This window comes from Thermomonas sp. LB-4, assembly GCF_036409385.1.
Lineage (GTDB): Bacteria > Pseudomonadota > Gammaproteobacteria > Xanthomonadales > Xanthomonadaceae > Thermomonas.
On sequence record NZ_JAXOFT010000014.1, the window covers coordinates 16,650 to 39,780 of the forward strand.

19 protein-coding genes are annotated in these 23,131 nt (G+C 70.1%); 5 read left to right on the forward strand and 14 right to left on the reverse strand.

Annotation, left to right across the window (positions count from 1 at the left end):
• Positions 1 to 4 precede the first annotated feature (4 nt).
• The 4 genes from SPK54_RS09875 to SPK54_RS09890 all read right to left on the reverse strand — a co-directional run bounded on the left by SPK54_RS09875 (position 5) and on the right by SPK54_RS09890 (position 3,684).
• Positions 5 to 607: a response regulator transcription factor gene (locus SPK54_RS09875; RefSeq protein ID WP_330947733.1), complete on the reverse strand. Its 603-nt coding sequence runs from the start codon at positions 605 to 607 to the stop codon at positions 5 to 7.
• A 173-nt stretch (positions 608 to 780) separates the two neighbouring features.
• Positions 781 to 1,959, reverse strand: coding sequence for a sensor histidine kinase (locus SPK54_RS09880; RefSeq protein WP_330947734.1), 1,179 nt, complete (start codon positions 1,957 to 1,959; stop codon positions 781 to 783).
• 49 nt (positions 1,960 to 2,008) lie between these two features.
• A complete protein-coding gene (locus SPK54_RS09885; protein WP_330947735.1) occupies positions 2,009 to 2,776 on the reverse strand; it encodes an ABC transporter permease in 768 nt (255 codons plus the stop codon).
• Positions 2,776 to 3,684 (reverse strand): ABC transporter ATP-binding protein, encoded by a 909-nt coding sequence (locus SPK54_RS09890; RefSeq protein ID WP_330947736.1) that lies wholly within the window; start codon positions 3,682 to 3,684, stop codon positions 2,776 to 2,778. The genes SPK54_RS09885 and SPK54_RS09890 overlap by 1 nt, the downstream gene beginning before the upstream one ends.
• A 296-nt stretch (positions 3,685 to 3,980) precedes the next feature.
• Here SPK54_RS09890 and SPK54_RS09895 point away from each other — a divergent pair, with 296 nt between their 5' ends.
• The 5 genes from SPK54_RS09895 (at position 3,981) to SPK54_RS09915 (ending at position 11,725) form a co-directional block, all read left to right on the forward strand.
• On the forward strand, positions 3,981 to 5,231 hold the full coding sequence (locus SPK54_RS09895; RefSeq protein ID WP_330947737.1) for an efflux RND transporter periplasmic adaptor subunit: 1,251 nt from the start codon (positions 3,981 to 3,983) through the stop codon (positions 5,229 to 5,231).
• 66 nt (positions 5,232 to 5,297) lie between these two features.
• Positions 5,298 to 5,987, forward strand: a complete 690-nt coding sequence (locus SPK54_RS09900; RefSeq protein ID WP_330947758.1) for an ABC transporter ATP-binding protein — start codon at positions 5,298 to 5,300, stop codon at positions 5,985 to 5,987.
• A 14-nt stretch (positions 5,988 to 6,001) separates the two neighbouring features.
• A complete protein-coding gene (locus SPK54_RS09905; protein WP_330947738.1) occupies positions 6,002 to 7,159 on the forward strand; it encodes an FtsX-like permease family protein in 1,158 nt (385 codons plus the stop codon).
• A 12-nt stretch (positions 7,160 to 7,171) separates the two neighbouring features.
• Entirely contained in the window at positions 7,172 to 8,488 is a 1,317-nt protein-coding gene (locus SPK54_RS09910; protein ID WP_330947739.1) for an ABC transporter permease, read from the forward strand.
• 138 nt (positions 8,489 to 8,626) lie between these two features.
• Complete coding sequence (locus SPK54_RS09915) at positions 8,627 to 11,725, forward strand: TonB-dependent receptor (RefSeq protein ID WP_330947740.1); 3,099 nt, start codon at positions 8,627 to 8,629, stop codon at positions 11,723 to 11,725.
• 58 nt (positions 11,726 to 11,783) lie between these two features.
• Here the strand turns inward: SPK54_RS09915 and rarD are convergent, their stop codons facing one another.
• From rarD to rodA, 10 genes are all read right to left on the reverse strand, one after another.
• Complete coding sequence (gene rarD / locus SPK54_RS09920) at positions 11,784 to 12,725, reverse strand: EamA family transporter RarD (protein WP_330947741.1); 942 nt, start codon at positions 12,723 to 12,725, stop codon at positions 11,784 to 11,786.
• Positions 12,722 to 13,636, reverse strand: a complete 915-nt coding sequence (yedA, locus tag SPK54_RS09925; RefSeq protein ID WP_330947742.1) for a drug/metabolite exporter YedA — start codon at positions 13,634 to 13,636, stop codon at positions 12,722 to 12,724. Before yedA ends, rarD begins: the two co-directional genes overlap by 4 nt.
• Before the next feature lie 76 nt (positions 13,637 to 13,712).
• A complete protein-coding gene (locus tag SPK54_RS09930) occupies positions 13,713 to 15,896 on the reverse strand; it encodes a carboxy terminal-processing peptidase (RefSeq protein WP_330947743.1) in 2,184 nt (727 codons plus the stop codon).
• Positions 15,897 to 16,050: 154 nt separating this feature from the next.
• Complete coding sequence (gene lipA / locus SPK54_RS09935; protein WP_330947744.1) at positions 16,051 to 17,067, reverse strand: lipoyl synthase; 1,017 nt, start codon at positions 17,065 to 17,067, stop codon at positions 16,051 to 16,053.
• A gap of 37 nt (positions 17,068 to 17,104) precedes the next feature.
• Positions 17,105 to 17,755, reverse strand: a complete 651-nt coding sequence (lipB, locus tag SPK54_RS09940; protein WP_330947759.1) for a lipoyl(octanoyl) transferase LipB — start codon at positions 17,753 to 17,755, stop codon at positions 17,105 to 17,107.
• Between the two features lie 44 nt (positions 17,756 to 17,799).
• Positions 17,800 to 18,081 carry a DUF493 family protein gene (locus tag SPK54_RS09945; protein WP_330947745.1) on the reverse strand — a complete coding sequence of 94 codons (282 nt, stop codon included), beginning with the start codon at positions 18,079 to 18,081 and terminating at the stop codon, positions 17,800 to 17,802.
• A gap of 76 nt (positions 18,082 to 18,157) precedes the next feature.
• The gene (locus SPK54_RS09950; RefSeq protein WP_330947746.1) at positions 18,158 to 19,360 is read right to left on the reverse strand and encodes a D-alanyl-D-alanine carboxypeptidase family protein; all 1,203 of its coding nucleotides are present in this window, start codon (positions 19,358 to 19,360) and stop codon (positions 18,158 to 18,160) included.
• Between the two features lie 119 nt (positions 19,361 to 19,479).
• Positions 19,480 to 20,685, reverse strand: coding sequence for a septal ring lytic transglycosylase RlpA family protein (locus tag SPK54_RS09955; protein WP_330947747.1), 1,206 nt, complete (start codon positions 20,683 to 20,685; stop codon positions 19,480 to 19,482).
• Positions 20,682 to 21,785, reverse strand: coding sequence for a lytic murein transglycosylase B (gene mltB / locus SPK54_RS09960; protein WP_330947748.1), 1,104 nt, complete (start codon positions 21,783 to 21,785; stop codon positions 20,682 to 20,684). The genes SPK54_RS09955 and mltB overlap by 4 nt, the downstream gene beginning before the upstream one ends.
• A 108-nt stretch (positions 21,786 to 21,893) precedes the next feature.
• Entirely contained in the window at positions 21,894 to 23,021 is a 1,128-nt protein-coding gene (gene rodA, locus SPK54_RS09965) for a rod shape-determining protein RodA (RefSeq protein ID WP_330947749.1), read from the reverse strand.
• Positions 23,022 to 23,131: the final 110 nt, after the last annotated feature.

The window sequence follows — 23,131 nt, forward strand, 5'->3', positions numbered from 1 at the left end:
GCGGTTACAGCCAGCCTTTCTGGCGCGCCAGCCGGTACGCCTCGATGCGGTTGCCGACGCCAAGCTTGCCGATCGCCTCGGACAGGTAGTTGCGCACCGTGCCATGCGAGAGGTTGAGGCGCTGCGCGATCTCGCCGGCGGACAGGCCTTCGCCGGCCAGGCGTAGCGCCTGCCGTTCGCGGTCGCTGAGCGGATCGGCTTCGCCCCACGCCTCCAGCGCCAGCTGCGGGTCGATGGCGCGGCCGCCGCGGTGGACCTGGCGCAGGGCCTCGGCCAGCTGCTCGGCCGGGGCGTCCTTCAGCAGGTAGCCGCGCACGCCGGCATCCAGCGCGCGGCGCAGGAAGCCGGCGCGGGCGAAGGTGGTGATGACCACCACCTGCACCGGCAGCGCGTGGCGCTGGATCCGCTGCGCCAGCTCCAGCCCGGTCAGGCCTGGCATCTCGATGTCGGTCAGCAGCACGTCGGGCTTGAGCCGCTGCAGTTCGCGCCAGGCCGACTCGCCGTCGGCGGCGCTGGCCACCACTTCGATATCGGATTCCATGCCCAGCAGCGCGGCCAGCGCGCCGCGCAACAGCGTTTGGTCTTCTGCAAGGAGGACTCGGATCATGGCGCGGGACGTTAGCAGATCGCCGCCCGCGGGCGCGCAGCTGTGGCGGCACAGCGCACCCGTGAGCCGCCGGCTGCTCCGGCGTGGCGATGGCACGCATCACCGCGGGCCAGCTGTTCGCGGTCACCCGGCAGTGCCCGCGGCCAAGGCGCGCGTCTGCCAAGGCGGCGCGATCAGGGTGCGCCCTGCAGGTCGTCGTTGGCCGCCAACGGCACCCGCGCTTCGATGCAGGTGCCCTGCCTGGCGGCGGCGTCCACCCGCAGCCGGCCGCGCAGCGCCTCGATGCGCTCGCGCATGCCGGCCAGACCGTTGCCTGGCACCAGCGCGCCACCGCGGCCATCGTCCTCCACCCGCAGCACCGCTTCGCCTGCCTCCACGCCAAGCCGCACCTGCGCGTGGCGGGCCTGCGCGTGGCGCTGGATATTGGTGGCGGCTTCGCGCACGGTCATGGCCAGTGCGGATTCCACCGCGGCCGGCAGGCCGGCCCCGGAGAAGCCGTCGTCGAGGCGGTAGTCGAACGCCACCCCGTCGGTTTCCAGCAGCAGCTTGGCCGAAGCCAGCTCGGCGGCGATGCCGGCCGCGCGGATGCCGCTGACCGCACCGCGCACCTGCGCCAGCGCCTCGCGCGCCACCCGGCTGACCTCCGCGATCTCGGCCTGCGCGGCGGCGGGATCGCGCGCCAGCAGGCGACCGGCCAGGTCCGACTTCAATGCCACCATCGACAGGGTGTGGCCCAGCAGGTCATGCAGATCGCGGCCGATGCGCTCGCGCTCGGCCAGCGCCGCCAGCCGCCGCACCTCCTCGTGCGAGAGCTTCAGCGCGGCGTCGCGCTGGCGGTTGATGCGATCCACCATGGTGATCATGCCGATGATCGCGGTCACCGCCGGCATCCACACCAGCGAGATCCACGGGTAGCCGATGTAGCGCGCATAGAAAATCAGCGCCGCGTTGCACGCCGCCAGCGCGACCATGTAGCGCAGCAGCGAGCCCTTGCTGCGCGGCTGCAGCATCACGCAACCGAACACGAAATAGCTCAGCCCCGACGGATACCAGGGCAGCAAGGCGAAACACAGGCCCAGCATGCCCAGCGCGGCCAGCTGTGCGCGCCGCTCGGACGCGGTGACGCTGACGTGGAACAGCAGCAGGAACAACGGGAACGACAGCAGGGTCAGCAGCAGCCAACGTTGTGTGTAGCCGAAGGTGCCGCCGGAGAACGCGGGGGTGATGAAGATCCAGATCGACCACACCAGGTGGATGTGGTGGGTCCATGGCGATCGCCCCAGGCGCAGGTCCTGCGCCACCAGCGAATCGGGCGCCGGCCGTGGCCAGCGCGCGGGCAGGGCTAACGTCATGGGCGGCTCCGTGGGCGCGATGGGCGGATCATGGCATGCCGCGCCCGCGTCATTCCGCCACCGCCAGCCGGTGCTGCGCCAGCGCGAAGAACGCCGCAGTGAAGCCCACCAGCACCAGCAGATGCATCCAGACCGGCTGGCCGGCATCGAAGCCGACCACCTTCAGCGCCAGCTGGCCCAGGTGGTAGGCCGGCCAGACCACCGCCAGCTTGGCCAGCAGCGGCGGCAGCATGGTCAGCGGCAGCCACAGCCCGGACAGGAACGACATCGGCAGGTACAGCCCGTTGAGCAGCGCCGGCGCGGCGCTGCCGCTCACCCGCGTGCCCACGTACAGGCCGATCGCCGCAAACGGCAGCACGCCGGCGACGTTCACCGCCGCCAGTGCCAGCCACTGCAGCGGCGCCAAGGACACCCCCGCCACCAGCGCGGCCAGCAGCGCCATCAGCAGCGAGATGAGCGCGGCAAACAGCATCGCCATCGCCATCCGCGCCAGCAGCAGCGCGCCGGGCGGCGCGGGCAGCACGCGCTTGAGCCGCAGGAAGCCGCGCTCGCGATCCAGCGCGATGGTGACGCCGAAGCCGAACAGGCCCGCACCAGCCACGCCGAAGACACCGTAGGTGGCCAGCAGGTACTGCGCGGTGGGCGCGCTGTGCGCCTTGTTCAACACCACCGCGAACAGCCCATAGAACATCAGCGGGAAGGCGATCACCGGGATGCAGAAGCCCGGATCGCGCAGCATGCGCAGGCATTCGCAGCGCGCTTCCAGCAGGTAGCTTCGCAACGCGACGCGGTGCAGGTTGGGGAGCACGGCAGCCATCACGCGGCCTCCTGTTGCGGGTTGCGGGTGAGTTCGAGGAAGGCATCGGCCAGGCCGGCGCGCTGCACTTCGAGGTCGTGCAGGCGGTCGTCGGCGGCCAGAAGGCGGCGCACCACCGGTTCCGCGGCCTCGGCGACGATGTGCAGCAGCTCGCCCTCGCGCTGGGCCTGGCGCACGCCCGGCCAGCGCGCCACCGCGTCTGCGTCCAGCGCCGACACGCAGCGGATGCGCCGCTGCGCCACGTGCGCGCGGATCGCCGCCACGCTGCCCTGCGCCAGCATGCGGCCTCGATCGACCACGGCGACATGGTCGGCCAGCGCCTCGGCCTCTTCCAGATAGTGGGTGGTCAGCAGCACCGCGCTGCCGCCGGCCACCAGCTCGCGGACGGCGCGCCAGATGCCCTGCCGCGCCTCGATGTCGAGGCCGGTGGTCGGCTCGTCCAGGCACAGCAGGCGCGGCCGCCCGCAGATCGCCAGCGCGAACTGCACGCGCCGCTGCTGGCCGCCGGACAGGTGCCGGTACGGACGCGCCATCAGCCCGTCCAGTCCCGCCAGCGCCACGCAGTCGGCCACGCTGCGCGGGTCGCGGTAGTAGCTGCGCACCAGCGCCAACACCTCGCCCACCCGCAATCGGTCGGGAATGCCGGCGCTCTGCAGCATCGCGCCGGTGCCCAGCCGCGCCGCGCGCGAGCCGGGCGGGCGGCCGAACACGGAGACTTCGCCCGCGTCCGCGGCCAGCAGCCCCAGCAGCAGGTTCACCGCGGTGCTCTTGCCGGCGCCGTTGGCACCCAGCAGCGCCGTCACCTGGCCCGCATGCAGCGACAGGTCCAATCCGTCCAACGCCTGCGTGCCGCCGTAACGCTTGCTCACGCCGTGCAGTCTTGCCACCACCGCCTGTGCTTCCGGCATCGGGGTTTCTCCGTGATTGATGGCGGCATGCTCGGGCTTCGCCGGCGCGCGTGACATCCGCGGCCGTCAGCCGAATCACATGACAACCATCACCTGACCGGCGCGGCCGCGGCCGGTAGCCTGCGCTTCGCTGGACGGGCGCGTGCTCCGCCGCGGCGACAGGCCCGGCACCGGCGTGCAGACCACCTGTAAAGGAAACTTGACACAACAGATCGCATGCATGAAGGTGGCGGCCAGGAGCCGACGGCGTCTGTGCCGCGGCCATCCGCCATCCATTCCCTTCCCGTCCCGTACCCATGACTACTTCCGCCGACCTGCTCAATTCCCTGAAGATCGACCGCAGCGCGTCGCCCCCGCCGCCATCGCGCAAGGGGCTGTGGATCGGGCTGGCGGTGGCCGCCGTGGCGGTGCTGGCGGCAGCGGGCGTGTTCGCGCTGCGCGGTGGCAAGGGCATCGAGGTCAGCGTGGCCGAGGCCACCGCCATCGGCGCGTCCAGCGGCGGCAGCGCTTCGGTGCTGGATGCCACCGGCTACGTGGTGGCGCGACGCATGGCCACGGTGTCGGCCAAGGTCACCGGCCGGGTGCGCGAGGTGCTGATCGAAGAAGGGCAGAAGGTCGAGGAAGGCCAGGTGCTGGCGCGGCTGGACCCGGTGGATGCGCAGGCCCAGCGCGCGCTGTCGGCTTCGCAGCTGGCCGCTTCGCAAAGCCAGATCGCCAGCGTCCAGGCGCAGCTGAAGGAAGCCGAGGCGAACGCCGCGCGGCTGTCCACGCTGGCGGCGCAGAAGCTGGTGTCGCGCGCCCAGTTCGAACAGGCGGTGGCCACGCGCGACGCCCTGCGCGCGCAGCTGGCCACCACCCGGCGCAATGCGCAGGTGGCGCGCGACGGCCTGCGCATCGCCGACAACGGCGTGGACAACACCATCGTGCGCGCGCCGTTCGCGGGCGTGGTCATCGCCAAGTCGGCGCAGCCGGGCGAGATCGTTTCGCCGCTGTCGGCCGGCGGCGGCTTCACCCGCACCGGCATCGGCACCATCGTCGACATGGATTCGCTGGAAGTGGAAGTCGAGGTGGGCGAGGCCTTCATCGGCCGGGTCAAGCCGGGCATGCGCACCGAAACCATCCTCAATGCCTACCAGGACTGGAAGATCCCCGGCCGGGTGATCGCCATCATCCCCGCCGCCGACCGCGGCAAGGCCACGGTGAAGGTGCGGGTGGGGCTGGACGCCAAGGGCGATCCGCGGATCGTGCCGGACATGGGCGCGCGGGTCGGCTTCCTGGAAGACGCGAAGCCCGCGCAGGCCGATGCCAAGCCGGGCGTGCTGGTGCCGGCCGCCGCCATCGCCCAGCGCGGCGACAGGGACGTGGCGTTCGTGGTCAACGGCGGCATGGCCAGCCTGCGCAAGCTGACCCTGGGCCGCACCCTCGGCGAGGACCGCGAGGTGCTGGCCGGCGTGGCCGGCGGCGAGCAGGTCGTGCTGGATCCGCCCGAAGCACTGGCCGACGGCGCGCGGGTGACGCTGGCGCCGGCCGCAGCCAGCGACGAATAACGAATGACGATCGCTGTCCTTGCCGCCACCGCGGGAAGGGCGAAACAGACCACCGGAGAACCCTCGATGTCGATCCTCGTCAGCACCCGCAACCTGCACAAGACCTACCAGCGCGGCCCGGAAACGGTGGACGTGCTGCGCGGCATCGACCTCGACATCGCAGGCGGCGATTTCGTCGCGCTGATGGGCCCGTCTGGCTCGGGCAAGACAACGCTGCTCAACCTGATCGGCGGGCTGGACTCGCCGACCTCCGGCAGCATCGAGATCGCCGGCCAGCACATCGAGAAACTGGGCTCCGGCCAGCTGGCGCAGTGGCGCAGCAACAACGTCGGCTTCGTGTTCCAGTTCTACAACCTGATGCCCACCCTGACCGCGCAGAAGAACGTGGAGCTGCCGCTGCTGCTGACCCGGCTGTCGGCCGCGCAGCGCCGCCAGAACGCCGCCGTCGCGCTGGAGCTGGTAGGCCTCAAGGACCGCGGCAAGCATCGCCCGAACGAACTCTCCGGCGGCCAGCAGCAGCGCGTGGCGATCGCCCGCGCGATCGTCTCCGATCCCACCCTGCTGATCTGCGACGAACCCACCGGCGACCTCGACCGCGCCTCGGCGGAGGAGATCCTGGGCCTGCTGCAGACGCTCAACCGCGAGCACGGCAAGACCATCGTGATGGTCACCCACGACCCCAAGGCCGCCGAGTACGCCACCCACACGCTGCACCTCGACAAGGGCAACCTGGTCGAGCAGACCGTGCAGGCCTGAGCCGGAGGCCCGCCATGAAGTACTTCCATCTCGTCTGGGCCGCGCTCTCGCGCAGCAAGACCCGCACCCTGCTCACCCTGCTGTCGGTGGTGGCGGCGTTCCTGCTGTTCGGGATGCTGGATTCGGTGCGGGTGGCGTTCAATTCCGGCGGCAGCGTGGCCGGCGCCAACCGCATGGTGACGATGTCGCGGCTGTCGATCACGCAGATGCTGCCGTACAGCCTGGATGCGCAGATCCGCGCGGTGCCGGGGGTGAAGAACGCCGCCTATGCCGCCTGGTTCGGCGGCATCTACCGCGACCCCAAGAACTTCTTCGCCAACTTCAGCGTCAGCCCGGAGTACCTGGACCTGTACCCCGAGTTCAAGCTGTCTCCCGCGCAGAAGCAGGCGTGGCTGGCCGACCGCCGCGGCGCGGTGGTCGGCAAGGCGCTGGCGGACCGCTTCGGCTGGAAGGTGGGCGACACCATCCCGCTGCAGGCGACCATCTTCCCGACCCGCGGCAGCAACGACTGGTCGTTCACCCTGCGCGGGATCTACCGCATCGACGACCCCAAGCTGAAGGGCCAGGAACAGGCGATGTTCTTCCACTGGAAGTACTTCGACGAGGCCAACGACTACGTGAAGGGCCGGGTGGGCTGGTGGATCGTGGAGCCGGACAGCGCCGATGCCGCCGACCGCGTCGCCAAGGCCATCGACAAGCTCAGCGAGAACTCCGACCACGAAACCAAGACCCAGAGCGAAGCCGCGTTCAACCAGAGCTTCGCCAAGCAGTTCGCCGACATCGGCCTGATCGTCACCGCGATCATGGGCGCGGTGTTCTTCACCCTGCTGCTGCTGACCGGCAACACCATGGCGCAGGCGGTGCGCGAGCGCATCCCCGAGCTGGCGGTGCTGAAGACCATCGGCTTCTCCAACCGCAGCGTGCTGTGGCTGGTGCTGGGCGAGTCGGTGCTGCTGGTGGTGCTGGGCGGGCTGCTGGGCATGGGTCTGGCCGCCGCCATCGTGCCGGCGGTGGGCGCGGCCAGCGGCGGGATGGTGCAGCTGCCGGGCCTGCTGGCGCAGACCTGGGGCACGGGGCTGGCGCTGATGCTCGGCATCGGGTTGCTGGTGGGGCTGCTGCCGGCGCTGCGCGGCATGCGCTTGAACATCGTCGATGCACTGGCCGGGCGCTAAGGGGATCACCACATGAAACGACTCAAGGGATTTTTCGCCAGCCTCGCCACCCTACTGCTGCTGGCCATCGGGCTGGGGATCTGGATCGCGCTGCCGTGGTTCGCGGTGCTGGCGATCGCCGCCGCCATCGCGCTGTGGCTGCTGCTCACCCGCAGCGGCCGGCTGGCGCGCGAGGCCACCAGGATCGGCCTGGCCGGGCTGCCGCAGCGCTGGGGTGCCTCCAGCGTCATTGTCATCGGCATCGCCGGCGTGGTCGGCGTGCTGGTGGCGATGCTGGCGATGGGCGAAGGCTTCAAGGCCACGCTCGACAGGACCGGCGGCGATGACACCGCGATCCTGCTGCGCGCCGGCTCGCAGGCCGAGACCAACTCGGTCATCACCCGCGATCAGGCGCCGCTGGTGTCGGCCTTGCCCGGCATCGCCCGCGGCGCCGACGGCAAGCCGCTGGCCTCGCCCGAGCTGTCGCAGGTGGTCAACCTGCCGACCATGGCCGACGGCACCGACGCCAACGTGCAGTTCCGCGGCATCGGCCCCGCCGGCTGGGCGATCCGCCCGCAGCTGAAGATCGTCGAGGGCCGCCGGTTCAATCCCGGACTGCGCGAGATCGTGATCGGTAAGGGCGCGCAGCGGCAGTTCCGCGGGCTGGAGGTCGGCAAGCAGCTGAAGCTGGCCAACCAGATGTGGACGGTGGTGGGCGTGTTCGAGTCGAAGGACTCGCACGACTCCGAGCTGTGGACCGATGCCGACGTGCTCGGCCCCGCCTACCAGCGCAGCGCGTTCCAGTCGGTGACGGTGAAGCTGGACGGCAAGGCCGGCTTCAAGCAGCTCAAGGCCGCGCTGGCCGGCGACCCGCGGCTGAAGCTGGACGTGGACACCACCCGCAACTACTACGGCAAGCAGTCGGAAGGGCTGACCAAGCTGATAAGGATCCTGGGCTCGGTGATCGGCGCGATCATGGCGATCGGCGCGGTGTTCGGCGCGCTCAACAGCATGTACGCCGCGGTGGCCGGACGCGCGCGCGAGATCGCCACGCTGCGCGCGCTGGGCTTCCGCAGCGTGCCGGTGGTCACCGCGGTGATGCTGGAAACCATGCTGCTGGCGCTGCTGGGCGGACTGCTGGGCGCAGCCATCGCCTGGATCGTGTTCAACGGCTACACGGTCAGCACGCTGGGGCAGAACTTCAGCCAGGTGGTGTTCCAGTTCAAGGTCAGCCCCGAGCTTGCGTGGACCGGGCTGAAGTGGGCGCTGGGCATCGGCCTGGTCGGCGGCCTGTTCCCGGCGCTGCGCGCGGCGCGGCTGCCGGTGACCGAAGCGCTGCGCGGCGCGTGAACCCAGCTGCTGGAGATCGGCAACGGTTGTTCGAGTAACTATTGCAAATTTGTTAAGCATTTGTGAACCTCCGGCTGTCCGCGGGACAGGAGCCTGCCGGACACTTTTCTTGACGAACGGCATCCACGGAGATCGCACGTGCACAATCGCCCGCTTTCCCTGCGCCCGCTGGCGCTGGCGCTGCTGCTTGCCTGCAGCGGCGCCGCCACGGCCCAGTCCAACATCACCGGCAGCATCTACGGCAGCGCGCAGCCTGGCCAGACCGTGGTCGTGCGCAATCTCGACACCGGCCTCACCCGCAGCGTGACCGTCGGCGCCGACGGCAAGTACCGCGCGCTGTCATTGCCCACCGGCCAGTACCAGATCGAGCTGCAGGCCGATGGCGCCACCGTCGCCAAGCGTGAGGTGCTGGTGCAGATCGCCAGCGGCTCGCAGATCGACTTCGTGGCGACGCCGGCGGCCGGTGCGGATGCCACCACCCTCGACGCGGTGACCGTGCGCGGCAACCTGGCGGCGCTGGACATGAGCCAGACCGACGTGCGTTCGGTGTTCACCGCGGCGGACCTCGAGATGCTGCCGCTCGGCGGCAACCTGCAGGACATCGCCAGCGTTGCCTTGCTCGCACCCGGCGTGGTGGCCTCCACAGGCTCCAGCCTGGTCAGCTTCGGCGGCTCCTCCGGCGCCGAGAACGCCTACTTCATCAACGGCTTCCCGGTCACCAACCCGCTGACCAACCTCGGCTACAAGAGCCTGCCCTTCCGCGCGATCGACCAGGAGCAGGTACTGACCGGCGGCTACGGCGCCGAGTTCGGACGCTCCACCGGCGGCGTCATCAACATCGTCACCAAGCGCGGCAGCAACGAATGGCACGGCGGTGCCTACGTGCGCTGGACGCCGATGAGCCTGAAGGGCAGGCAGAAGGACGAGTACTACCCGGACACCGGCTACTGGAATTCCAGCGTGCCGGGCGTGGCGCCGAAGGACTGGTCGGATGGCCAGCTCTATATCTACCGCCGTGACAACGGCACCACCTCGACCTCGGCCGGCATCTGGGCCAGCGGCCCGCTGGTCAAGGACCGCCTGTTCCTGTTCGCCAACGTGGAGCGCCAGCGCACCGACGGCGAAGCCAACAGCACCCAGTACTTCGGCGTGACCGGTTCGCCCACCGGCTGGAGCGACTACCGTTACACCTATCCACGCTGGGCCGGCAAGCTGGACTGGAACATCACCGACAGCCAGGTGCTGGAGCTCACCGCGATCCAGGACCGGGTGCAGTACGAGACCTACAAGTCGAGCTGGGACAACGCCACCCTCACCCACGGCAACGAGCGCGCCGCAGTCGGCGAGTTCACCGACGATGATTCGCGCCTGTACGTCGCCAAGTACACCAACTACCTGACCGACAACCTGACCGTGTCGGCGCTGTTGGGCACCCAGAAGGTCGAGCACAACACGACCACGATGGGCCTGGGGCCCGAAAACTGCGTCAACTTCACCAAGCCGAGTGCCGCCAACCAGGTGCCGGGCCTGACCTACGTCGAGACCTGCCAGCCGGTGCGCGAGGTCAGCATCCCGGGCGCCTTCGACAAGACCGAAGGCTGGCGCCTGGACGTGGCCTGGACGCTGGGCAACCACGAGCTGCACTTCGGCGTGGACAACCTCGACGCCGAATCGCGCACCGGCACCCGCTACACCGGCCTGCCGAACGGCGACGCAGTGGGTCCGGGCAACGCCGCCTACGGCTACTGGGTGTTCACCAAGACCAACAAGCCCAACTCCCCGATCAACGGCAGCGTCGGTGCGCCCGGCAGCGCAGGCGGCTACGGCCCGCAGGGCTATTACGCCTATTACGTGGTCCGCAACAACCTCGAGACCCCATCGACGGAACAGCGCTCGCAGTTCATCGAGGACCGCTGGCAGATCACCGACAACCTGCTGCTCAGCCTGGGCCTGCGCAACGAACAGTTCACCAACTACACCAGCGCCGGCGTGGCCTACATGGAGCAGAAGTGGCAGCCTGCCCCGCGCCTGGGCTTCACCTGGAACGTGAACGGTGACAACAGCCTGAAGCTGTACGGCAACCTCGGCCGCTACCACATGGCGCTGCCGGCGCGCATCGCGATGGGCAGCGTGCTGTCCAGCCGCATCCGCGGCAACCAGTACTACACCTACACCGGCATCGACCCGCAGACCGGCGCGCCCACCGGGCTGACCAAGATCCCGGTGTCCACCGCCCCGACCGCGGCGATCTGCCCCGGCACCAACCTGTACTCCTCGAACTTCGACTGCGGGGTGGCCAAGGATCCGCGCGCCCGCGTGGCTGCCGACCTCAAGCCGATGTTCCAGGACGAGCTGATCCTGGGCCTGGACCAGGTCCTGACCCCCACCTGGAACTGGGGCGTCAAGGGCACCTACCGCAAGCTCCAGAAGGTGGTGGACGACAGCTGCCCGGACATCTTCAACGGCAACTGCTACATCGTGAACGCCGGCGAGAGCAACACGTTCTGGGAAGAACAGTCCGATGGCTCGTATCAGAAGGTCACCTACACCGCGGAACAGCTCGGCATGCCGAAGGCCCGCCGGACCTACTTCGCGCTGGACTTCTACCTCGACCACCCGATGAGCGACAACTGGAGCGCGAAGTTCCTGTACACCTATTCGCGCAGCGCCGGCAACACCGAAGGTCCGGTCAACTCCGACCGTGCGTCCGGCGGCGACAGCGGCCTCAACGACTCCACCAGCACCACCCAGGACTACGACAAGACCCTGCTGATGGAGCGCGCCTACGGCCTGCTCAACAATGATCGCCGGCACCAGTTCAAGGCCTACGGCACCTACCGCTTCAACGAGGAGTGGAGCTTCGGCGGCAGCATGAGCCTGGCCAGCGGCCGGCCGATCAACTGCTACGCGCACTATCCGACCCCGCTGCCGTCCTACGACAGCGCGTACTACTGGTACTGCGGGCTGCCGGGCACGCCGGAGTTCAAGGAAACTTCGCGCGGCTCGGAAGGGCGCACGCCGTGGCTGTACACCTTCAACGTCAGCGCCAACTACGCGCCGCTGTGGGCGAAGGGCCTGAAGCTGTCGGTGGACGTGATGAACCTGTTCGACACCCGCACCGCGGTGATCTACAACACCCAGTCCACCTCGTCCCACACCCAGATCAACAAGCTGTGGGGCAAGCCGGACTACAACGATCCGCGCACGGTGACCTTCACTGCCAGCTATTCGTTCTGATCGACGGTATCGTCCATGCCCAACCGGCCCCGCAAGGGGCCGGTTGCATTTCAGGCGCTCAGGCCAGCTCGGCCAGCGCCTGTTCGCGCATGCGCCGGCTGTTGCGCAGGCCGTCGATGACGAACACCGCCAGCGCCAGCCAGATGCAGGCGAAGCCGACCAGGCGGGACCGGTCGAACGGTTCGGCGAACACGAACACGCCGATCAGGAACTGCAGCGTCGGCGCGATGTACTGCAGGATGCCGACGCTGGTCAGCGAGATCCTGCGCACCGCGTAGGCGAAGCCGACCAGCGGCAGCGCGGTCACCAGCCCCGACAGCACCAGCAGCAGGTTGGCCGTGGCGCCGTAGCCGGGCCCGTCGCCCAGCGCGAGGAAGCCGCCGGTGCCGCTGGATTCGCTCCACAGCAGCCAGCCCAGCACCGGCAGGAACAGGTAGGCGCTTTCCACCCCCAGCCCGGCCACCGAATCCACGTGCGCCAGCTTGCGCAGCACGCCGTAGACGCCGAACGACAGCGCCAGGGTCAGCGCGATCCACGGGAAGCTGCCGTATTGCACGGTCAGCCACAGCACCCCGGCGAAGGCGATCGCCACCGACGCCCACTGCAGCGGGCGCAGCCGTTCGCGCAGGAACAGCACCCCGATCACCACGTTGAGCAGCGGGTTGATGAAATAGCCCAGCGCGGTCTCGACCACGTGGCCGGCATTCACCGCCCAGATGTACAGGCCCCAGTTGCAGGAAATCAGCACGCCGCTGAGCAGCAGCATCCACCACAGCCGCGGATGCCCGGCCAGCACCGCGCGGAACCAGTGGCGGCCATCGCGCCAGAACAGGAACGCCCCCACCATCAGCGCGCTCCACACCACACGATGCAGCACGATCTGCAGCGACGGCACCGCCTTCAGCAGGTGCCAGTACAGCGGCGCCAGGCCCCACAGGACGAAGGTGCCCACCGCCACCCAGGTGCCGCGCGCGGCATCGGCCCGGCCGGCCGCGCTCACGCCGCCTCCCCGGCCGCCCGCCGCGGCTTGGCCGTGCGCGCGAAGGTAATGGTCACCACGCCCAGCAGGATCACCCCCATCGCCACCGTCTCGCGCGCGCCGAAGCGCTCGTGCGCCAGCAGCGCACCCAGCACCACCGCGATCGCCGGATTGACGTAGGCATAGCTGGTCGCCAGCGCCGGCCGCACGTGGTGCAACAGCCAGATATAGGCCGAGAAGCCGACCAGCGAGCCCATCACCACCAGGTACCAGAACGCACCGATCGCATGCGTGGTGGGCAGGCCGTGGAAGCGCTCGCCCAATGCCCCGCCGACCACGCACATCGCCACGCCGCCGCAGAGCATCTGCCCGGCCGACGTCATGAACGGCGACGGCAGGTCGCGGCCCTTGCTCCAGATCGAGCCGTACGACCACGCGACCGAGGCCAGCAGCAGCGCGGCCAGCCCGGCCGGGGTGGCGGCCAGGCTGCCGCCCGCGCTCAGCCACAGCACGCCGAGGAAGCCGATGCACAGCCCCGTCCATTCCATCGCGTTGGGCCGGTGCCCGCGCAGCGCCGAGAACACGCCCATCCACAGCGCCGACGAGGACACGATCACCGCGGTCATCCCCGACGAGACGCTCTGCTCGCCGAAGTTCACCAGCCCGTTGCCCATCAGCAGCAGCAGTACACCCATCACCGCCAGATTGCGCCACTGCGCGCGGGTGGGTGCAGGCACGCCGCGCCAGCGCAGGAAGGCGAACATGAACCCGCCGGCGATCAGGAAGCGGATGCCGCCGAGCAGGAACGGCGGGAACCCGCCCTCCAGCGCGAAGCGGATGGCGAGGTAGGTGGAACCCCAGATGACATACACCGCCGCCAGCGCCAACGCGACGCGGGCGGCGGGCGCCTCGGGAACGGGGGAAGCAGGCATCGGCTAGATCGTCCAGACTGCGGCGGGCACCCGAAGGTGCCCGCCAGAAACGACAGGAAGAGCGGCGTGGGCCGGGTCAGTCGGCCCAGTGCCCCGCGCCGTTGCGGGTGACCGGCAGCACCTGCGCCGCCAGCGCCGCGTCCTTGCCGAGCAGCGCCACGGCATCCGCCAGGATAGCGGCGGACTCGCGCAGCAGCGGATCAGTAGCCTTCTTGGCCGCCTCCTCGCGCGCCACCGATTCGGCCACGTTGCGCTCGTCGGCGGCCAGGCCGTCGTCGGCGCGCGCGTCCAGCAGCGGGTCCCGCTCGATGCCGAGATTGGCGCGGATCTCGGCGCGCTGCTTGCGCTGGGCGTCGAACCTGTCGCGCTCGGCGCGGCGTTCGGCCTCGTTGAGCGAGATCGACTTCTTCGCCTGCTCCTCGCGGAACCGGCGCACGTCCTCGGCCCACCACTGGAACTCCACGTCCTTGCCCGCGCGGGCCTGGTGGCGCGCCTGCAGCTGGCCCAGCAGCGGCGCGAAATTGCCGTAGCGGGGATGCGGCGCGGCGGCGATCCGGGTCCACGGCAGCGCGTTGGGATAGGTGCTCTCGCCGAACTCGGCGGCGTCCACGCTGGCCGGGAACGCCACGTCCGGCGCCACGCCCTTGTTCTGGGTGCTGCTGCCGTCCGGACGGAAGAACTGCGCCACGGTCAGCTTGACCTCGCCGAAGCGCGGCTTCTCGTTGGCCGGCCAGCGGTCCAGGTCCACCATCGTCTGCACGGTGCCCTTGCCGAAGGTGGTCTCGCCGATCACCAGGCCGCGGCCGTAGTCCTTGATGGCGCCGGCCACGATCTCCGAGGCCGAGGCCGAACCGCGGTTGATCAGCACCGCCAGCGGACCGTCCCAGGCCACGCCCGCGTCCTGGTCGTACTGCACGTTGACCCGACCGCCGGATTCGCGCACCTGCACCACCGGGCCCTTGTCGATGAACAGCCCGGTCAGCTCCACCGCCTCGCTCAGCGAGCCGCCGCCGTTGCCGCGCAAATCCAGCACCACGCCGTCGACCTTGCTGGCACGGAACTCACCCAGCATCCGCGCCACGTCGCGGGTGGCCGAGGCGTAGTTGGCCTCGTTGCGGCGACGCGCCTCGAAGTCCTGGTAGAAACCGGGCAGCTTGATCACCCCGATCCGCCGCGCAGGCGCATCGCTGCTGGCCGGCACCACGATGGTCTCGGCCTTGGCGCGCGCGTCCTCCAGCCGCACCTTGGCGCGGGTCAGCTGCAGCGTCAGCGGCTTGCTGTCCAGCGGCGCTTCCGCCGGCACCGTGTCCAGCCGCACCTGCGTGTCGGCCGCGCCGCGGATCAACGCCACCACGTCGTCGATGCGCCAGCCGATCACGTCCTTCATCTCGCCCGCGCTGCCCTGGCCAACGCCGACGATGCGGTCGCCCGGCTTGAGCCGGCCGCTGCGGGCCGCCGGCCCGCCCGGCACCACCTCGCGCACCACCACCACGTCGTCCTGGCGGAACAGCACCGCGCCGATGCCTTCCAGCGAATTGGACATCGACAGGTTGAAGTTCTCCGCGCTGCGCGGGGTCATGTAGTCGGTGTGCGGATCGATGCTGCCGGCATAGGCGTTGAGGAAGCTCTGGAACACCTCCTCGCCCTTGAGTTCGTTCACGCTGGTCAGCAGGTTGGAGTAGCGCTTGTCCAGCGTCTTGCGGATCTCGTCCGGCTGCTTGCCGGCCAGCTTCAGGCGCAGCCAGTCGTTCTTCACCGATTGCCGCCACAGCGCGTCCAGCGCCGCCGGCTCGGCCCACGGCGCGTCCTCGCGGTCGTAGTGGTAGCGCTCGTCCTTGGTGAAGTCGAACTCGCCCTTGAGCAGCCCGCGCGCATAGCCGATGCGTTCCCCCACGCGCTGCCGGTAGGCAGCGAAGATCGTCCACGCCGGGTCCACCTGGCCGCTCTTGATCGCATCGTCCAGGGTGGTGGCGTAGCGCTGGAAGCCGGCCACGTCCTGCGCGGTCAGGAACACCTTGCCGGGATCCAGCGTCTTCAGGTATTCGGTGAGGATCTCGCGCGAGAGCGCGTCGTCCAGCGTCCTCGGGCGGTAAGCGTAGCGGCTGTCGGACAGCAGCCCGTGCACCATGCGCGCGGTGGTGGCCTGGTCCTGGGTAGGGCCGGACGACAGCGCGATGTCGCTGCTGCCGGCCAGCAGGGCCAGCGGGGTGGCCAGCGCCACGGCAATGGACAGGGCGATCAGGGGGCGATTGCGGATCATCTGGATTCCGCGGCGTGGGGGCCGCTGTGGGAGGTCATGGGCAGGATGGCGAAGGTTTCGACCCCGCAACAGTGCTGGAAGTTGCACCACTGCGTTCCATCCCACTGTACCCGCCCGGCTGCGCCCTGGGTGAACGCCGCCTCCACGCCCGCGCTCAATCCGACGTGCGGCCCTCGCCGGCGCCCAGGCGGGCGGCGGCCTGGCGATCCGCGTGGTAACTGGAGCGCACCATCGGCCCGGAAGCGACGTGGGCGAAGCCCAGCGCATGGCCATAATCGGCCAGCTGCTGGTACTCCTCCGGCGTCCAGTAACGCAGCACCGGATGGTGGTGGGCGCTGGGCTGCAGGTACTGGCCGATGGTGACCATCTCGACGTCGTGGGCGCGCAGGTCGCGCAGGGTGGCCTGCACCTGCTCCATGGTCTCGCCCAGGCCCAGCATGATGCCGCTCTTGGTCGGCACCGACGGATGCTGCTGCTTGAACTTCTGCAACAGGGTCAGCGACCACTGGTAGTCGGCGCCCGGGCGCACGTTGCGGTACAGGTCGGGCACGGTCTCGACGTTATGGTTGAACACGTCCGGCGGATTGAGCGCAAGGATCTCCAGCGCGCGCTCCATCCGGCCCTTGCCGCGGAAGTCCGGGGTCAGGATCTCGATCTTCGTGCCCGGCGCGATCTCTCGGATCGCGGCGATGCAATCCACGAAGTGGCCGGCACCGCCATCTCGCAGGTCGTCGCGGTCCACGCTGGTCACCACCACATAGCGCAGGCCCATGTCCTTGACCGTCTGCGCCAGCCGCAGCGGCTCCACCGGGTCCGGCGGCTTGGGCCGGCCGTGGGCCACGTCGCAGAAGCTGCAGCGGCGGGTGCAGACCTCGCCGAGGATCATGAAGGTGGCGGTGCCGTGGCTGAAGCACTCGTGGATGTTGGGGCAGCTGGCTTCCTCGCAGACCGTGACCAGCCGGTTCTCGCGCAGCTTGGCCTTGAGCGCCTGCACCGCGTTGCCGCTGGGGATGCGCACGCGGATCCAGCTGGGCTTGCGCAGGGTCGGCGCGTCGGCGAACTGCACCGGCGAGCGGGCGATCTTCTGGTCGGCCACCTGGCGCACGCCAGGCTCGAGGGAGGCCGCACCGTCGACGACGGCGAGCGGGATGCTGCGGGGGGGAGTGCTCATGGCGCGATTATCGCGCACATCGCGCCGGCGGTCAGGCTCAGGCCGGCGGCGCGGCCTCGTGCCGCCATGCCAGGCCGAACTGGCGGCCCAGCTGTGCCAGCAGGACGGGCTTGACCGCGTCCAGCGACGACGGCCCGCCGAGGTCGGACAGCGCCACCACCTGCAGGCCGGCGTAGCCGCAGGGATTGATCCGCGCGAACGGCGGCGTGCTCTCGCCGGCGATGTTGAAGGCCAGCCCGTGGAAGGTGCAGCCGCGGCGCACGCGGATGCCCAGCGAGGCGATCTTGGCGCCGCCCACGTACACGCCGGGCGCGCCGTCCTTGCGGGCGGCGCCGATGTTCCATTCGTCGAGGGTGTCGATGATGGCCTGCTCGATCCGGCACACGTAATCGCGCACGCCGATCTTCAGCCGCTTCAGGTCAAGCAGCGGATAGGCCACGAGTTGGCCGGGCCCGTGGTAGGTCACCTGGCCGCCGCGGTCGACGTGGATGACCGGGATGTCGCCCGGCATCAGCACGTGCTCCGGCTTGCCGGCCTGGCCGAGGGTGAATATCGGCTCGTGCTCGACCAGCCACAGCTCGTCGGCGCTGCCTTCGGTGCGCGCGTCCGTGAACGCCTGCATGGCGCGCCAGACCGGCTCGTAGGGCCGGCGACCGAGGTCGCGGGCGATGGCGGGACGCGCATCCAGCTTCGGCCCCTTCCCCGCGCAGGCGGGGAACGGGGCGGCGGGACTCACAGCGTCCACTTCACTTCCGGATGGTCGCGCAGGGCGGCGTGGGCGCGGTCGTATTCCTCGCGCGAGCGGGCGCGGAACGCGATCCTCACCGACACGTACCTGCCGTTGCTGGAATGCCGCCAGGTCACGTCCTCGTGCAGGACGTCGATGCCGGCGGCCAGCAGGTGCTGCGGCAGGTCGCTTTCCAGATGCTTGTCGGCCGGGCCCATCGCCGACAGCTCGAAGGTGCCGGGGAACTGGAAGCCGTGCTCGGGATTGTCGGAATGGATCGTGTTCATGGGCGCATTATGGGGACGCCGCCGGGCTTCCCCAACCCTGCGCGGAGCCGCCGCGCGCGGGCAGGACGGGGCTGGCTCAGCCCTGCCACCACATCAGCAGCTCGTGCCACAGGCGCTTGAAGAAGCCGCCCTCTTCCACGGCGCTCACCGCCACCAGCGGCGCCTGCGCCACCAGCTTGCCGTCCAGCGTCACCTTCACGGTGCCGATCTTCTGGCCCTTGGCGATCGGCGCGACCAGCGACTTCGGCAGGTCCATCGTGGCCTTCAGGCGGTCGTACTTGCCGCGCGCGGTGGTCACCAGCAGCGGCTGCGCCACGCCCACCTGGACCACGTTTTCCGCGCCCTTCCACACCTTCGGCGAAGCCAGCGCCTTGCCGGCCTCGTACAGGCGGTGGGTTTCGTGGAAGCGGAAGCCCCAGTTGAGCAGCGCCTGCGAATCCACCGCGCGCTGGTTCTCGCTGGTGTCGCCCATCACCACCGTGATCAGGCGCTGGTCGCCGCGCTGGGCCGAGGCCATCAGGCAGTAGCCGGCGCTGGAGGTGTGGCCGGTCTTGATGCCGTCCACCGAAGGGTCGCGCCACAGCAGCAGGTTGCGGTTGGGCTGGGTGATCGGGCCGACCGTGAATTCCTTGATCTTGTTGTACGAGTAGGCCTCGGGGAAGTCGCGGATCAGCGCGCGCCCGAGCAGGGCCAGGTCGTGCGCGGTGGTGATGTGGCCCTCGGCGGTCAGCCCGTGCGGGTTGACGAAGTGCGAGGCCTTCATGCCGATCTTCCTGGCGTAGGCGTTCATCAGCTGGGCGAACGCCTGCTCGCTGCCGGCGACGTGCTCGGCCAGGGCGATCGCGGCGTCGTTGCCGGACTGCACCACCATCCCCTTTTCCATCTGCTCCAGCGGCGCGGTCTTGTTGACCTCGAAACCGCTGTAGCTGCCGTCGGTGCCGGCGCCGCCGCTGCGCCAGGCGTGCTCGCTCATCATCACCGGGTCGGTCGGCTTGATCTTGCCGGCGGCCATCTCGGCGGCGATCACGTAGCTGGTCATCACCTTGGTGATGCTGGCCGGCTCCACCGGGGTGTCCACGTTCTCGCCGGCCAGCACCTGGCCGGTGGCGTAGTCCATCACCAGCCAGGCCTTGCTGACCTTGGGCGCCGGCGCATCCGGCACCGGCAGGTTGTCGCTCAGCGCGGCCGGGCGCGCGGGCGCCGGCGCCTGGGCGATGGCCAGGCCGGAACCGGCGGCCAGTGCGGCGGAAACGAGGACCACGGAAAACAGGAAACGCATCGATCAATACTCCTGAAGGTCGCGCAGGCGCGACGCAAAAAACATGCAGGCGGTCATTCTAGCGACAACCGGTGGGATGCCCGCCGCACCAAGCTGGCACGCCTGCGCTGCGGCAGGCGTCAGTTGCGGATGCGCTGCGGCTGTCCGAAGCCCAGACCGACGATGCGCGCCGCAAGTTCCGGCGTCGCCGCTTCGCTGACCGGGCCGATCCGCAGCCGCCAGACCTTCCTGCCGTTGATGTCGGCGTCCTGCAGCTGGGCCTGCGCGATCGCCGCGCCGCGCAGCAGCGACAGCGCCTGCTCGGCGTTGCGCTGGTTGCTGAAGCTGGCCACCTGCAGGGTGACGCCACCGGCAATCGGCGCGGCGGCCGGGGCGGGTGCCGCCGGCACCGCTGGCGCGGTGGCGGCTGCGGCCGGCACGACGGCGTCCGCCACCTGCGCGGCGCCTGCCGCGACCGGCCTCGGTTTGCCCGTGGCCACGCGGATCTGGCGGGCGCGCATCCACGCATCGAACTCGTCGGCGCTCATGGTGCGGCCGTCCTGGTGCATGTCGAAGCGATTGCCGTTGTCGGCCACCGGCTTCTGCTCGGGCAGCGCCTGCACCAGCCGGTCCATCGCCGACGCCGCGGCGGCGGGTGCGGCAGCCGCGGTCGCCGCGGTATCCGCCGACAGCGCCTCCACCCGCACCCGCGCGGTGCCGCGCTCGCGGTAGCCCAGCTTGACCGCGGCGGCGTAGCTGAGGTCGATGATCCGGCCCTTGTGGAACGGGCCGCGGTCGTTGACCCGCACCACCACCGACTTGCCGTTGTCGAGGTTGGTGACGCGGGCGAAGCTGGGCAGCGGCAGGCTCTTGTGGGCGGCGCTGAAGGCGTACATGTCGTACACCTCGCCGCTGGAGGTGCGGCGGCCGTGGAACTTCTTGCCGTAGTAGGACGCGCCGCCTTCCTCGGCGTAGCCTTCGTGGTCGTCCAGCACCCGGTATTTGGTGCCCAGCACCGCATAGTCGCGGTTGCCGGTGCGCGCGCGCGGCTCGTCGCGCACTTCCGGTTCCGGAATCAGGTCGACGTCGGGAATCTCGTCGGGCACGGAGTCGGCGACGCCCGGGCGGAACAGGCCACCGGCCACGTAGTCGCCGCGCTTGCTCGGATCCTCCTGCGCCGGCGCGTAGGGCGACACCCGGCGCGGGGTGGGCGCGATGCCGTCCGCGGGCGTGGCGTCGACCGGCCTGCCTGCCACCGCATCCGCCGGGGCGCCGCCACCGGTGGTGGCGCAGGCCGCCAGCGCCAGCGGCAGCAGCGCCACCAGCAGGCGCAGCGGCGTCATCATGCGCCGTCCACCTCGCGCCCGGCGATGGCCTGGGCGAGCTGGTACACCGCGGTCGCGTACAGCCGCGAGATGTTGTAGGTGGTGATGGCCTTGAAGTTGTCGTAGACGATCCAGTATTCGGGACCGGCCACGCCCTCCAGCGTGATCAGCGTCGCCGGCTGGCCGCCGTCCATGTGCAGCACGGCCACCGGGTCGGCGGCGCGGTAGCCCAGCGCGGCCAGCCCATCCACCCGCTGGTCCAGCGTGACCGTGTTGCCGGGGTTGACGAACTCCGCCGCCGCGGCATCGCGCACCGCGCGCTCCATGACCGGGCCGCCGCGCTGCCACTTGCCCTTCCGGGCGAAGTAGTTGGCCACCGAGGCGATCACGTCATCGAGGTCGTCGAACAGGTCGCGGCGGCCGTCGCCGTCGCCATCCACCGCGTACTGGCGATAGCTGGACGGCATGAACTGGCCCCAGCCCATCGCCCCGGCATAGCTGCCCTTGAGGGTGGTGATGTCCAGCCCCTCTTCCTTGCCCAGCGCGAACAGCTGCGCCAGCTCGTCGCGGAAGAAGGCCTCGCGCCGGTCCTCGTAGGCCACCCGCGCCGGGTCGCCGCTGCGCGGATAGGCGAACGCCAGGGTGTACAGCGCATCCACCACCGGCCAGCTCCCCTTGTTGCGGCCGTAGCTGGTTTCCACACCGAGGATCGCGGTCACGATTTCCTTCGGCACGCCGTATTGGTCCTCGGCGCGTTGCAGGGCGGCGCGGTTGGCCTCGAGGAAGGCGCGGCCGCCGTCGATGCGCGCAGGCTGGATGAAGATCGGCCGGTAGTCGCGCCAAGGCTTGGCTTCGGCCGGGCGCGACATCGCCTTGACGATGGCATCGCGGATCTGCGCGCCGGCCAGCACCGCTTCGATGTCGGCAGCAGGGATGTCGAACCGCTGCGCGGTCGTGCGCACGAACTCGGCGCGGGCGGCGTCGATGTCGCGCGGCGCTTCGGCCGGCGGCTGCGCGGCGGGGGGCGGCAGGGGTTCCGGTGCCAGCGTCGGCGTCCGGGGCGATGTCGCGCAGGCGGCAAGCGCAAGCGCGGCGAGGCTGGGCAGGATGCGTCGGATCATCGGCGCGGAGGGTAGCATGCGCCTCCGGCGAAATCGGAACGCCGCATTCAGATTTTCAGCCGGGGCACCGCGCTGCCGCAGCGGCGGCAGACGCCGCCGCAATGCGCCTCAGCGGTGCACCGGTCGCCGCGATTTCAGCGCCATCACCACGCCGAAGCCCAGCAGCAGGGTGGCCGCCGATGTGCCGCCGTAGCTCAGCAGCGGCATCGGCACGCCCACCACCGGCAGCAGCCCGGAAATCATCGCGCCGTTGACCAGCACGTAGACGAACAGTGACAGGCCGATGGCGCCGGCCAGCAGGCGCGCGTAGCCGTCGCGCGAGTCGGCGGCGATCCACAGGCAGCGCGCCACCACGAACAGATACAGCGACAGCGTCAATGCCACCCCGATCCAGCCGAAGTCCTCGGCCAGCACCGAGAACGCGAAATCGGTGGTGTGTTCGGGCAGGTAGTTGAGGTGCGACTGGGTGCCCTGGCCCCAGCCCTTGCCGGTAACGCCGCCGCCGCCGATCGCGATCTGCGACTGCAGGATGTTCCAGCCCGCGCCCATCGGGTCGTTCTCGGGGTTGCGGAAGGTCAGGATGCGGTCCTGCTGGTAGGGGCGCAGGAAGCCGAACCATTCGATCGGCGCGAACATCGCCAGTGCGAAGCCGGTGCCGCCGATCACCGCGGCGGCGCCCCACCACCACCACGAGGTGCCAGCCAGGAACAGCACGAACACGCCGGCAGCCAGCACCAGCGCCGCGGTGCCCAGGTCGTGCTGGAGCAGGGTCAGCCCCACCGGCATCGCGATGATCGCCACGCCGGCCAGCAGGACCCCGAAGCGCGGCGGCAGGCGGTGGCGGTCGAAATGCCAGGCCAGCATCATCGGCAGGGTCAGCTTGGCCAGCTCCGATGGCTGGAAGTTGAAGAAACCGAGGTTGATCCAGTGGTTGCCGTACTTGCCGCTGCCGATGAACAGCACCAGCACCAGCGGCACCAGCGACAGCACGAAGATCGCCGGGGTCGCCTGCTTGAGCAGGTGCGCCGGCAGCCGCGAGGCGACCCACAGCGCGCCCAGGCCGACGCAGTAGAAGGCGCCCTGCATCGCCACCCCGCGCAGGGATTCGTTGCCGGCGCTGAACTGGGTGACCAGGCCGATCCCCATCAGCGCCAGCAGCGCCGCCAGCAGCGGCAGGTCGAGCGTGCGCACGAAGCGCAGCAGCAGGTCCAGCAGGATCCGCAACAGGCCCTTCATCGCGCCTCCCCCCCCGACGCAGGCGCGACCGGCACCGCGTCCGGGCTGCCGCGCACATCAGAGAAATCCGGCAGGGCGGACCGGGCGGCGACGCCGACGGTCGCGGCGGC

Excerpts from the sequence above, each read along its gene's own strand:
- SPK54_RS09895 (WP_330947737.1), top strand. The coding sequence starts at position 3,981 with ATGACTACTTCCGCCGACCTGCTCAATTCCCTGAAGATCGACCGCAGC.
- lipA (WP_330947744.1), bottom strand. The coding sequence starts at position 17,067 with ATGAGCACTCCCCCCCGCAGCATCCCGCTCGCCGTCGTCGACGGTGCG.
- rodA (WP_330947749.1), bottom strand. The coding sequence starts at position 23,021 with ATGAAGGGCCTGTTGCGGATCCTGCTGGACCTGCTGCTGCGCTTCGTG.
- SPK54_RS09950 (WP_330947746.1), bottom strand. The coding sequence starts at position 19,360 with ATGCGTTTCCTGTTTTCCGTGGTCCTCGTTTCCGCCGCACTGGCCGCC.
- SPK54_RS09930 (WP_330947743.1), bottom strand. The coding sequence starts at position 15,896 with ATGATCCGCAATCGCCCCCTGATCGCCCTGTCCATTGCCGTGGCGCTG.
- SPK54_RS09910 (WP_330947739.1), top strand. The coding sequence starts at position 7,172 with ATGAAACGACTCAAGGGATTTTTCGCCAGCCTCGCCACCCTACTGCTG.
- SPK54_RS09880 (WP_330947734.1), bottom strand. The coding sequence starts at position 1,959 with ATGACGTTAGCCCTGCCCGCGCGCTGGCCACGGCCGGCGCCCGATTCG.
- SPK54_RS09875 (WP_330947733.1), bottom strand. The coding sequence starts at position 607 with ATGATCCGAGTCCTCCTTGCAGAAGACCAAACGCTGTTGCGCGGCGCG.
- SPK54_RS09955 (WP_330947747.1), bottom strand. The coding sequence starts at position 20,685 with ATGATGACGCCGCTGCGCCTGCTGGTGGCGCTGCTGCCGCTGGCGCTG.
- SPK54_RS09900 (WP_330947758.1), top strand. The coding sequence starts at position 5,298 with ATGTCGATCCTCGTCAGCACCCGCAACCTGCACAAGACCTACCAGCGC.
- SPK54_RS09885 (WP_330947735.1), bottom strand. The coding sequence starts at position 2,776 with ATGGCTGCCGTGCTCCCCAACCTGCACCGCGTCGCGTTGCGAAGCTAC.
- yedA (WP_330947742.1), bottom strand. The coding sequence starts at position 13,636 with ATGCCTGCTTCCCCCGTTCCCGAGGCGCCCGCCGCCCGCGTCGCGTTG.
- mltB (WP_330947748.1), bottom strand. The coding sequence starts at position 21,785 with ATGATCCGACGCATCCTGCCCAGCCTCGCCGCGCTTGCGCTTGCCGCC.
- SPK54_RS09890 (WP_330947736.1), bottom strand. The coding sequence starts at position 3,684 with ATGCCGGAAGCACAGGCGGTGGTGGCAAGACTGCACGGCGTGAGCAAG.
- SPK54_RS09945 (WP_330947745.1), bottom strand. The coding sequence starts at position 18,081 with ATGAACACGATCCATTCCGACAATCCCGAGCACGGCTTCCAGTTCCCC.
- SPK54_RS09905 (WP_330947738.1), top strand. The coding sequence starts at position 6,002 with ATGAAGTACTTCCATCTCGTCTGGGCCGCGCTCTCGCGCAGCAAGACC.